Raw genomic sequence first — 11,481 nt, 5'->3', positions numbered from 1 at the left:
TGGCCGGAACAACTCGCTTTGTGTCTTACAGGTATTCCTGGATCAGTTTCTCTGCAATCTGCACGCTGTTGGTCGCTGCGCCTTTACGGACGTTATCCGCCACCACCCACATATTCAGACCACAAGGGTGACTGATATCTTCCCGGATACGGCCGACCATGACATGGTTTTTGCCGATAGCGTCCACCACCTGGGTCGGGTACTCGCTGCCGTGGAACACTTCGATGCCATCGGCATTTTCCAGCAGGCTGATCACTTCTTCAATAATCACAGGCTGACAAGTTTCCACATGCACAGCTTCCGCATGGCCGTAGAATACCGGCACACGGACACAAGTCGGGTTCACGCGGATATTGGCATCGCCGAGAATTTTCTGGGTTTCCCACACCATTTTCATTTCTTCTTTGGTGTAGCCGTTATCCATGAACTCGTCGATCTGCGGCAGGCAATTAAAAGCAATCTGCTTAGAGTAGACTTTGTTTTCCACCGGCAAACCGTTCAGCAGCTTGGACGTCTGGCCAGCCAGTTCATTCACGCCACTCTTACCCGAGCCTGAAACAGACTGATAAGTCGCCACGTTAATCCGGTCGATGCCATAAGCATCATGAATCGGCTTCAGGGCCACCAGCATCTGAATCGTCGAACAGTTCGGGTTGGCCACTATGTTGCGATTACGAAAATCGGCCAGCGCTTCCGGGTTCACTTCCGGCACAACCAGTGGGATCTCCGGGTCGTAGCGGAAGCATGAGGTATTATCAATCACCACCACACCCGCGTCGGCGGCAATCGGCGCCCAATGTTCAGAGGCCTCAGAACCGGCAGAAAACAACGCCAGCTGCACCTGCGTCCAGTCGAAGTCTTCGACATTGGTCACACGGGCACTTTTACCCTTAAATCGCAGCGTCTTGCCCGCACCGCGCTCGGAGGCGAGCAGATACAGGTTACGGACAGGAAAATTACGCTCCTCCAGCACCTCAACCATGGCTTCCCCAACGGCACCGGTGGCTCCGAGAATGGCAATATCAAATTCCTGACTCATGGTGTTTCCTCAACAGTAAAACCTAATTTAGCCAGCGACTCTAACCCAAAATGCCCCTGACCTTCTACCGTGACCGCACTGTATTCGCGTCGATCCCAGTAATTTTTTCGCATCTTATCGAATTCCGACGCCATAGCGGCATCATCGACCGCCTGCATCTTACGGCGAAAGAGGGCGTCATCCTTTCTGACATCATAGATCAACTGAATCAAGGTGAAGAGCGTGTCTTCATCCCACTCTCTGCTCAGCCGTGCCAAGGGCACAGGCGCAACCGGTAACAATTCTGCCGCTTCTACTCTGTCGTCGCGGCCAAGAAATTCGCAGAAGCTATTGAAAATCATAGTCGTGCCACGGGCTTTGCCTTCCAGGCCGTAACCTGCCACATGGGGGGTGGCAAATGCCAGCAAAGGCAATAGCTCGCGATCAACCAAAGGCTCATGCTCAAACACATCCAGTACCGCCGTCAGTGCTTTACCCTGACCGGTTTGCGACTGCTGCAGGGCATGTTTCAGTGCCTGGCTGTCGACTATAGGGCCCCGGGCGGCATTGATCAAAATCGCCCCGTCTTTCAGGCGGGAAAGAAACGCCTGATCCACCAGGTGATGGGTCGGGTAATCGCCCTGCTTTGTCAACGGTGTGTGCAGGGTGATGACATCGCATTGCTTAATCAGAGTGTCCAGCGAGGCAAACTGCCGCGGATCACCCTCCGCTTCTTTGAGGGGATCATTGAGCAAATAGCGGATACCTAAGGCATCCAGACAGCCTGCCAGATACGAGCCGACATTGCCGGCCCCGACAATCCCTACCGTTTTGTCGAAAATCGAAAAACCCTGCTGCTGGCCCAGCACCATCAGGCTGCTTAGCACATATTCAGCCACCCCGACCTTGTTACAGCCCGGCGCGGCTGTGTAGGCAATCCCTTTCGCTTCCACCGCGGCCTGATCAATATGGTCCTGACCGGCGGTTGCCGTGCCAATGAAACGCAGCTTGTCGGCTTTTGCCAGTAAATCGGCATTCACTTTGGTGACCGAACGTATCATGAGACCATCAATATCAACCAGATCTTCGGCTGTCAGTGTGCGGCCAGGCTTGGCGATAACCTCACCTAAACGACTGAACAGTTCAACCGCATAAGGCATGTTTTCATCTACAAGGATTTTCATTGGGGCTCCGAAAAAGTAGCGCGAATCAATTGCGGACTAGCATGGGAAAAAATTGGCAGATGTCAAGAAAAGCTCGGACTGACTAGCCATTCTGTAACGACAAAAAAACCCGGTATAAATACCGGGTTAAACATCCAGGATGGGGAAGAACACTCGATAAGTGCCGCGTCTGAATACTGGCGCGATACAGGAAACCCTGAGTATCGCGCCGCCCTGGAAATCAGGGGATACAGACTCTGCATAAAGCATCATCTGTATGCCGGCTTATCAGGCTTCGTATTTCTTGATCACCAGCGTCGCGTTGGTGCCGCCGAAACCAAACGAGTTCGACATCACGGTTTTCATCTTGGCATCACGGGTTTCACGCACAATGTCCAGGCCTTCTGCCGCCGGGTCCAGATTATCAATGTTAATGCTCGGGGCAATAAAGTCATTGTCCAGCATCAGCGTGGAGTAAATGGCTTCATGAACACCGGCAGCACCCAGAGCGTGACCTGTCATGGCTTTGGTGGCTGAAATCGCCGGACTGTTCTGGCCGAACAGTTCCTGAATGGCACCCAGCTCTTTCACATCACCCACAGGCGTTGAGGTGCCGTGTGTGTTGATGTAATCGATAGGTGCATCCAGATCCTGCATCGCCATCTTCATACAACGCACTGCGCCTTCCCCTGAAGGGGCAACCATGTCATAACCATCCGATGTCGCGCCATAACCGACGATTTCACCGTAAATTTTCGCGCCGCGTGCCAGAGCATGCTCCAGCTCTTCCACGACAACCATGCCGCCGCCGCCGGAAATCACAAAACCGTCGCGATCGGCATCATAGGTACGTGATGCTTTTGATGGATCGTCATTGTACTTGGTTGACAGCGCGCCCATGGCATCGAACATCATGGTCAGTGACCAGTCCAGCTCTTCACCGCCACCGGCGAATACAACGTCTTGTTTGCCCAGTTGAATCAGCTCCAGCGCGTGGCCGATACAGTGCGCAGATGTCGCACAGGCAGAACTCATGGTGTAGTTGACACCACGAATCTTGAATGGGGTTGCCAGACAGGCAGACACGGTGGATGACATAGTACGAGGTACCATGTAAGGGCCGACACGCTTCACACCTTTCTCACGCAGAATATCTACGGCTGCAACCTGGTTATACGAGGATGCGCCACCCGAACCAGCCACCAGACCAGTACGTTCATTAGAGACCTGCTCTTCAGTCAGACCAGCATCTTCAATTGCCTGTTCCATAGACAAATACGCGAAGGCTGCGGCATCGCCCATGAAACGCATTTTTTTACGATCGATATGATCAGCCGGGTTCATTTTCAGGTCACCCCAGACATTGCTGCGCAGTTTTGCGTCTGCAAACTGCTGAGAAAAGTTAATGCCTGACTTACCTGTTTTCAGAGAATCCAGTACCTCTTTCACATTGTTACCGATACTGGATACGATACCCATGCCTGTAATTACGGCTCGTTTCATGATGAATTCCTACTGTCATTTAACGCGGTGATGATAACGGGTTTAGTAAGCTTAAGTGGTCAGCTTTCCCCGTGATCGGTTACAATCCGCTACTTATCGTGGTCAGTTGATGATCTTTTACCAAAGTTTGCCTGTAAGACATAGCGGCATTTCACATTTCTTGCTTAAAAAATCATCACGTTATCTTTACTAAGAGGTTTTCTTTTGTCCCATTCGTCGCCTAAACAGATTGAAAATGCCGTTCTGGACTGGAACGAAGCCGGTACGCCAGTTTCTCACGATTTCGACGACGTGTATTTCTCCAATGCCAACGGACTCGAAGAAACACGTTATGTCTTTTTGCAGCAGAATGGGCTGCCGACGCGCTGGGACACCTTTGACCGCCGCCGATTTGTTGTGGCAGAAACCGGCTTTGGCACGGGTCTGAATTTTCTTGCGGTCTGGCAGTGGTTCAAAGCCTTTCGTCAGGCGAACCCGGACGCCAGTGTTAAAGAGCTGCATTTTATCAGTTTCGAAAAATTTCCTGTCACCCGTGAGGATCTGATCAAAGCCCATGAATCCTGGCCTGAGCTGGCCGATCTTGCTCGTCAGCTCCATGCTCATTATCCACCGGCCGTTGCCGACTGCCACCGCCTGGTGCTGGAAGATGGCATGATCACCCTGGACCTGTGGTTTGGTGACATTAAAACCTCTCTTCCTCAAGTATGGACCCCAGCAGGCGGGTTAGTCGACGCCTGGTTTCTCGATGGTTTTGCCCCCAGTAAAAATCCTGAGATGTGGAACCAGGATCTCTTCAACGGCATGGCAGCACTGGCCCGCGAAGCCTGTACCGCCGCCACATTCACCGCCGCCGGTTTTGTCCGCCGCGGACTGAACGATGCCGGTTTTGACATGAAAAAAGTCAAAGGGTTCGGCTACAAGCGAGATATGTTGGCCGGCACCTTGTCTGAACGCCGCCAGGGAGCCAGTTTTGCCCCCTGGTATGCCCGCCAGAGCGCTGCAGATTTATCCGATGTGGCTATCATTGGCGGCGGAATAGGATCAGCCGCGACCGCACTGGCACTGGTGCGGCGCGGCGTTCAGGTCAGCCTTTACTGTGCCGACGCCCTGCCCGCAGAAGGAGCATCAGGCAATCGCCAGGGTGCTGTCTACCCGCTGCTGAATGGTTCCAACGATGCGCTCAGTCGTTTCTTTGCCCCGGCTTATCTCTACGCCCGGCAGTTTGTCGAACAGGCTGCTGCAGTCAGTGATTTCAGCCATGACTGGTGCGGCGTCACTCAACTGGCCTGGAATGAGAAAACGGCAGAAAAACTGGATAAGATGCTGAGCGGCGGCTTTCCGCAGGATGTCGTTCATGCCCTGGATGTCGAACAGACTCAGGCCATCACAGGCGTAACAACCGGTCACCGCAGTGTGCACTACCCGCTTGGCGGCTGGCTGTGCCCGCAAGCGCTGACACGCGCCCTTGTTCAACAGGCACAGGCAACAGGACGTTTGTCGCTGCATACTGATACTGACATCACCATCCTGAGCCAGAATGACAGCGCTCGGTGGTCGCTGATCAGCCGTGATAACCGGCAATTCATCCATTCAACCGTGGTTGTTGCCAATGGGCATCGCTTTGCAGAATTCGCGCAGACCCGGGATATCCCTGCCTACTCAGTCCGTGGTCAGGTCAGCCATGTGCCCAGCCAGGGTGAACTGGCGCAATTGAAATCGGTTCTGTGTTACGACGGTTATCTGACGCCGGTCAATCCAGACACACAAACGCACTGTATCGGCGCCAGTTATCGCCGCAACAGTACCGATCTGAGTTTCTCGCCAGAAGAACATCAGGATAACCAGACGCGGCTGGCAGAGTGTCTGCCCGCTGTTGACTGGCCAACAGCCATCGATGTCTCCGCACAGGATGCCCGAACCGGTGTTCGCTGCGCCAGCCGGGATCATTTGCCTTTCATCGGGGATGTCTGCCGCTTTGAGAAGTTGCTGAGTCAGTATGCCGAACTGCGGGAGCAGCAAAGCGAAGCCGCGGATGTGCCTGTCTATTCCGGACTCTATGCCATGATAGGACTGGGTTCCCGCGGTCTCAGCTCAGCGCCGCTGCTGGGCGAAGTGCTGGCGTCCCAGTTATGCGGAGATCCACTGCCACTGCCTCTGAGTGTCCTTGATGCTCTGCATCCGGGACGGATGTGGGTACGCAAATTACTCAAAGGAAAAGCGGTAGAAAGCTGATTCAGCAATATGCGTCATGCAAAATGTGGTAGCGCTCAGCCGTAATGGCTCTCCCCATTTATGTGAGGAGAGCACTCAATACCCGGCAGTGATACCGCTCAGGCGAGGTTCAGACTATTGCTGATTGGTGACCGGCGGCGCAGGGCTATCATCACCGCCGCCGGTGTCCGATAACGCAACACCTATCACCACAGCGGCCACCCCGACAGCAACCACAGTGGCCGTTAAGCCCCCTGCTGATGCCGCAGACGCCGTAGTGATGCCCGCCGCAGACCCTTTAGAGGCAGTTGCCGACGAGGTTGTCGCAGAAGATGTCGTTGCCGAAGAAGGGGTCGTCACTGGGGTTGATGTGGCCTTAGGCACAGCGGGCACTTCTGTTGCCGTTTCTGCCGCACTTACACCCACACTCATCATCATTCCAGCAACTATTACTCCAGCCGCCATTAGCGCAATGACGGGCTTTCGGGAATCGATCCCCGTAAGGATTCTTGCAAGAGTTCTCATAGCAGTCCCTGACCATCTCAAATAACCAAAGAGGTAACTCAAGTATAGACAGGGATGCTAATTTTCTGTGATCTATGTCGAAATCAAACCGCAAGAAAAGTAAGACACTCACTCATTTTGGTCGGAACTCTCTGATTAATCAGCCCCAAACAGATCACGGGTGTAGACTTTCTCAAGCACATCTTCCAGCTCTGGCGTCATTCGGTTCGACACAATGACATCAGACATTGCCTTGAACTCCGCTAAGTCACGAATCACCGCAGAATGAAAGAATTCATCGTCTTTCAGCACAGGTTCGTAAACAACAACATCCACACCTTTGGCTTTAATGCGCTTCATGATGCCCTGAATCGATGATGCCCGGAAATTGTCTGAGCCGCTTTTCATGATCAAGCGGTACACTCCCACCACCCTGGGCTTTTTGCGCAAAATGGATTCAGCAATAAAGTCCTTGCGGGTGGAATTGGCATCAACGATGGCCCGGATCAGGTTATTCGGCACTTCCTGATAGTTTGCCAGCAATTGCTTGGTGTCTTTGGGTAAACAATAACCACCGTAACCAAACGAAGGATTGTTATAGTGGGTGCCAATGCGCGGATCCAGTCCTACCCCCTGAATAATCTCACGGCTGTCCAGGCCATGCGCAGCGGCATAACTGTCCAGCTCATTGAAATAAGCCACCCGCATCGCCAGATAAGTATTGGAAAACAGTTTCACCGCTTCCGCTTCGGTCGAATGGGTGAACAGCACCGGAATATCGTCTTTAACCGCGCCTTCGATCAGCAGATTTGCGAAGGTTTCAGCCCGCAGCGATTGCTCACCCACAATAATGCGTGATGGATACAGGTTATCGTACAGCGCCCGGCCTTCACGAAGAAACTCAGGTGAAAACAAAACGTTATCAGTACCGAACTCTTCTTTTACCCGCTGGGTATAACCGACAGGAACCGTGGATTTAATCACCATCACAGCATCAGGGTTGATGGTAATAACATCGCGTATCACAGATTCCACTGATGCAGTATTAAAATAATTGGTCACCGGATCATAGTCGGTTGGCGTTGCTATGATGACGAAATCGGCATTTTCATAAGCGAGGTGTTTATCTGTCGTGGCCGTCAGGTTCAACTCACGGTGTTTGAGGTATTCGCTGATTTCTGTATCAACGATGGGAGAGAGCCTCTGATTAAGCTGATTTACCTTCTCTTCTACAATATCCAGCGCAATAACCTGATGGTTTTGTGCCAGTAATACAGCATTCGACAGGCCTACATAACCTGTTCCCGCTACTGTTATTTTCATTATCTGTCCTCAAACTCTGCCTACTTAACAACAATGATAGCCCCAGCTTAATGGGTTGATATGGAATGCAGATGACAAAGCCCATTAAACGGATTGAATATACTGCTCAGCTATCACTGTGTTATCGCGCAGAATAGAGTATCGAAAGACAGTCCTGATGCAAGCTATGACTTAATCCTGGTTCAGGTTTGCGCAAACTATCACCTTTGCATCCGGTTTGACCTTTTGCAAGCGTCGCGCCAGTGCTTCCTGAGCGGGTCTGTCGCCATGCACCAGACGAATTTCAGCAGGCCCTTTTTCAATGCCCTTCACAAAACGGATCAGATCCCGCTGATCGGCATGGGCTGAATACCCCGTCATAGTGTGCACTCTGGCGTTCACTTCAATGCGGTTATTGTTAATCATCACTTCTTTGGCGCCATTTTGCAGCTCCCGGCCCAGTGTGCCCCTGGCCTGATAGCCAATAAGCAGCAGATCGGTTCTGGGATCAGGCAGCAAAGCCTCCAGATAATTCATGATCCGCCCGCCACTGCACATCCCGCTGGCAGCCACAATAACGGCCGGCTCTCCGCTGGCCTGCAGACGGTTAACCAAGCCGATATGATCGCTGTGTGTATCAATCTGGGTGCACTGATCAAAATCCAGCGGGTGGCGACCGTTATCCAGCCTTGCCTTGGCTTCTTTGGTCCATAACCGCTTAAAGCCCTGATAGGCTTGAGTGATTTTCATGGCTAAGGGGGAATCAAGCACAATCGGCAAATTGAGCCACGGACTCTCCGCAGAGGGCTGGCTGATTTCATTGTTTACAATGTTTTCCAAATCAAAAAGCAGTTCCTGAGTGCGTCCCAGACTGAACGCCGGTATCAAAATAGCCCCGCCGTCTTTTAACGACTGCTCGACCACGCTTTTTAACGCCTGCTCTCTTGTTGCCACGCCAGGGTGACGCTTATTGCCATAGGTGCTTTCCAGCACCAGTACGTCAGCATGCAGCGGCGGTTCAGGGTCGACCAGCAGCGGGGTATTACTAGGGCCAAGATCGCCGGAGAACACCACTTTCTGGCGATCAGACAGCAGTAACTCGACATAAGCCGAGCCTAAAATGTGGCCTGCCTGGCGAAATGACAGGCTGACATCCTGGCCATCCGGCAGCATGATCTGCGCCCGGCAATCAAATGGCACAGGTTTTAGCTGAGAGCGCACCAACCGGATAAAGGCTTCGCACTTTTCATCGCTCAATCCCAGTTGCAATTTCAGTCCATCTTCGAGCATCAAAGGCAACAAGGCTGCTGTCGCTTCTGTGGCATAAATCGGCCCGCGAAAGCCAGCCGCTAATAACCAGGGAATACGGCCGACATGATCGATATGACAATGAGTCAGAATAAGTGCCCGAATGGGCTCAACAGGAAAGGTAATATCGTTGCTGACTTTGGCTTCCTCGCCCTGAAACACACCGCAATCGATTAGCAGACTGTATCTTCCTAGCTGTAGCTCATGACAAGAACCGGTCACCCCGTCCCTGGCTCCATGGTGTAAAATATTCACCTTATTCCCCTGGTATTAAGAGATTAAATAATTCACCCAGCATGACAAAGTTAATGACAGGTGAAACATTAACAGCAAAATTGCGCGACTGAATTCACGAAAAACTTTCATGCCCAACACAGGTTAATTTCAAATATTCGACGGCATGTCCGTTTAGTCAGGCCGCATCAGGTTCAGTCATCCTTTTGACCTTACTTTTCACCGGGCTTTTGTCCGTTTTTTTACTGGACGCTTGCCCGGCTTTTACCACGCTTTAAGTGCCATTGCGTAATTCGTCACCCGCTCAAAAAACACCCGATGCACAGAACCAAGGCTCTATGGCAGGTATCAAATTGCAGAAGAAACTAATGAAGCAATTCACAGTTTTCATCATTAAAAAATGAAATGCACATTGTATCTGGGATCAAGGCTTTATTTATTCAGCAATTCATTTATAAAGCTTATCGCAATAAATTACTGCGCGAACTGGCCGACAGACTAGCGCACAGATAGCAAGCTCGATTGCAGCCAATAATAAAAGGCACATTGAAAGTAGCCTCAGGCTCTCATATTTATTCAAAGGAAATATCATGAAAAAGTCAGTTTTGGCGACACTTATCATATCCTCGCTGGGATTAACCGCCTGTGGCGGTGGCAGCGGGAGTAATAACGATAGTACAGACTCCAACACTTCACCAACAGAGATCACCACGGCAGGTGTCGTCAATAAAGGGATAGTGAAGTCAGGCCAGGTCGCCGTGTGTGAAGCCACAGTCGCCAATACCAGCCAGCAACGCTGTGTTTCTCCGTTGCTCACGACAACAACAAATGAAAAAGGCCAGTTTTCTCTGACAGGTCTTCCAGCCAATAAAGCCCTGCTGGTTGTTGTGACCAAAGGCACAGGCACCCAAATGAAATGTGACTACGTTGGCTGTCAGGATGCGAGCGGATGACAGTTCCAGACGAATTCAAACTGCTGGCCGTTATTGCTTCTTCAGGTGAAATCAAAACCGCCAATGTTAACAGCCTGACCAATCTGGCAGCTAAAAAAGCCATTGAACTGACCGGCGCTTTGGATCTAACGACTGACATAGTCAACAACAGCAATGCCATTATCGGGAAAGCGCTCGGCCTGACCAAGCCTATTACGGAAATGGGCTCAGTAGACATTACCGATGCGAGTGCCATTGCCGGTTCAGACAACGAAGATCTGCGCGCTGCCATTCTGTCGGCATCGATAGAACAAAGCCGCAAGAGTGGCAATGTCAATATTGATGACTTAATTGACTATGATGCCAATGGCAAACTGGCCGTGAATAAAAATGTCGTCAGCCAGATCCAGGCTGATACCACTCAGGTAGTCAGTCAGGCAAAAGCCCATTCGAATAATCAGGGCAACACGGGTTCAAAACTGGATAATGCCGAGCAGGATGTTTCAGCCATTAATCCGGATAATATCGAGATTGGTATTGATATTGACAAACCCGTCGCTAACGCCGTCGTGCAGGCCAAAGACTTCATCAAACAAATCCGTACTGTCTATACTGCCGCGTCTGATGGCGGGGATCTGAATACCGGGCTAACAAACTTTGCTGACGAACTGGGCGATATAAGCAGTATCGCGCAGGAAGATACAGAAATGTTGCTGGAAAATGTCAATGGCGCCATCATTGCCATTAGTGAAGTCATGAAGTCAAATTCCAACTCTCAGGATAATTTGTGGTTCACTAGGAATGGCTACGACGTATATAAAAACGGCGACCAGTATACCGTTCAGCAAAATGGTGTATGGCTGGTGGCCACAGGCTCTTACGACCATAGCACCAAAACGGTTACTGGAACCGACCAGAATTGTAATTACTCAGATTACTGCATAAAGACTTCAACAGAAGAAGTGCATACTAACATCACGCTAAACGAATTAAGTGCAAACTATAATGATGCTTGGTTACAAGCTTCCCAAAGCCATGTTGTGTTGAGTGCCAATATTACCAAAGAAGAGAAAAGGAACTATAGCAATACGTCACCTGAAGATTATGGTTCCGAGAGCAGTACCTCAGAAGTTTCTCAGGTAAACACCTTAAAACTTCAGCTCTCTGAAGCAACACTTACCTATTTTAGCTACCAGGAAAACTTTTCATACCCAAATACATTTTCTGGAAACATCACCCTTATAGCCGATGATATATCTTCTGCCGATTTCAATGGCTATAAATACAGTGAATACTGGGATGGTTC

9 protein-coding genes are annotated in these 11,481 nt (G+C 51.0%); 3 read left to right on the top strand and 6 right to left on the bottom strand.

What is annotated here, in order from left to right; genetic code table 11:
• Positions 1 to 25: 25 nt before the first annotated feature.
• From L6J37_RS02480 to fabB, 3 genes are all read right to left on the bottom strand, one after another.
• Complete coding sequence (locus L6J37_RS02480; RefSeq protein ID WP_192015090.1) at positions 26 to 1,039, bottom strand: aspartate-semialdehyde dehydrogenase; 1,014 nt, start codon at positions 1,037 to 1,039, stop codon at positions 26 to 28.
• Complete coding sequence (locus L6J37_RS02475; RefSeq protein WP_237794047.1) at positions 1,036 to 2,202, bottom strand: 4-phosphoerythronate dehydrogenase; 1,167 nt, start codon at positions 2,200 to 2,202, stop codon at positions 1,036 to 1,038. Before L6J37_RS02475 ends, L6J37_RS02480 begins: the two co-directional genes overlap by 4 nt.
• Before the next feature lie 267 nt (positions 2,203 to 2,469).
• A complete protein-coding gene (fabB, locus tag L6J37_RS02470) occupies positions 2,470 to 3,684 on the bottom strand; it encodes a beta-ketoacyl-ACP synthase I (protein ID WP_192015088.1) in 1,215 nt (404 codons plus the stop codon).
• 204 nt (positions 3,685 to 3,888) lie between these two features.
• Here fabB and mnmC point away from each other — a divergent pair, with 204 nt between their 5' ends.
• Positions 3,889 to 5,916: a bifunctional tRNA (5-methylaminomethyl-2-thiouridine)(34)-methyltransferase MnmD/FAD-dependent 5-carboxymethylaminomethyl-2-thiouridine(34) oxidoreductase MnmC gene (gene mnmC, locus L6J37_RS02465; protein ID WP_237794046.1), complete on the top strand. Its 2,028-nt coding sequence runs from the start codon at positions 3,889 to 3,891 to the stop codon at positions 5,914 to 5,916.
• Positions 5,917 to 6,030: 114 nt separating this feature from the next.
• Here mnmC and L6J37_RS02460 read toward each other — a convergent pair whose 3' ends face one another.
• The 3 genes from L6J37_RS02460 to L6J37_RS02450 form a co-directional block, all read right to left on the bottom strand.
• Positions 6,031 to 6,420: a hypothetical protein gene (locus L6J37_RS02460; RefSeq protein WP_237794045.1), complete on the bottom strand. Its 390-nt coding sequence runs from the start codon at positions 6,418 to 6,420 to the stop codon at positions 6,031 to 6,033.
• A gap of 135 nt (positions 6,421 to 6,555) precedes the next feature.
• Positions 6,556 to 7,722 (bottom strand): nucleotide sugar dehydrogenase, encoded by a 1,167-nt coding sequence (locus tag L6J37_RS02455; protein WP_237794043.1) that lies wholly within the window; start codon positions 7,720 to 7,722, stop codon positions 6,556 to 6,558.
• A 171-nt stretch (positions 7,723 to 7,893) separates the two neighbouring features.
• Complete coding sequence (locus L6J37_RS02450; RefSeq protein WP_237794042.1) at positions 7,894 to 9,264, bottom strand: MBL fold metallo-hydrolase RNA specificity domain-containing protein; 1,371 nt, start codon at positions 9,262 to 9,264, stop codon at positions 7,894 to 7,896.
• Positions 9,265 to 9,833: 569 nt separating this feature from the next.
• Between L6J37_RS02450 and L6J37_RS02445 the strand changes: the two genes are divergently transcribed.
• Together L6J37_RS02445 and L6J37_RS02440 are read left to right on the top strand one after the other, a co-directional pair.
• Complete coding sequence (locus L6J37_RS02445) at positions 9,834 to 10,196, top strand: hypothetical protein (RefSeq protein WP_237794041.1); 363 nt, start codon at positions 9,834 to 9,836, stop codon at positions 10,194 to 10,196.
• On the top strand, positions 10,193 to 11,481 hold a 1,289-nt coding region (locus L6J37_RS02440), incomplete at its 3' end, for a hypothetical protein (RefSeq protein ID WP_237794040.1). The genes L6J37_RS02445 and L6J37_RS02440, both read left to right, overlap by 4 nt.

The organism is Photobacterium sp. WH77 (assembly GCF_022014395.1).
GTDB classification, from domain to species: domain Bacteria; phylum Pseudomonadota; class Gammaproteobacteria; order Enterobacterales; family Vibrionaceae; genus Photobacterium; species Photobacterium arenosum.
Note: the sequence above shows the minus strand (reverse complement) of the source record. Positions and strands in the feature narration are given on the sequence as shown.

Coding starts and splice junctions, on each gene's coding strand:
- L6J37_RS02480 (WP_192015090.1), bottom strand. CDS start 1,039: ATGAGTCAGGAATTTGATATTGCCATTCTCGGAGCCACCGGTGCCGTT.
- L6J37_RS02475 (WP_237794047.1), bottom strand. CDS start 2,202: ATGAAAATCCTTGTAGATGAAAACATGCCTTATGCGGTTGAACTGTTC.
- fabB (WP_192015088.1), bottom strand. CDS start 3,684: ATGAAACGAGCCGTAATTACAGGCATGGGTATCGTATCCAGTATCGGT.
- L6J37_RS02460 (WP_237794045.1), bottom strand. CDS start 6,420: ATGAGAACTCTTGCAAGAATCCTTACGGGGATCGATTCCCGAAAGCCC.
- L6J37_RS02455 (WP_237794043.1), bottom strand. CDS start 7,722: ATGAAAATAACAGTAGCGGGAACAGGTTATGTAGGCCTGTCGAATGCT.
- L6J37_RS02445 (WP_237794041.1), top strand. CDS start 9,834: ATGAAAAAGTCAGTTTTGGCGACACTTATCATATCCTCGCTGGGATTA.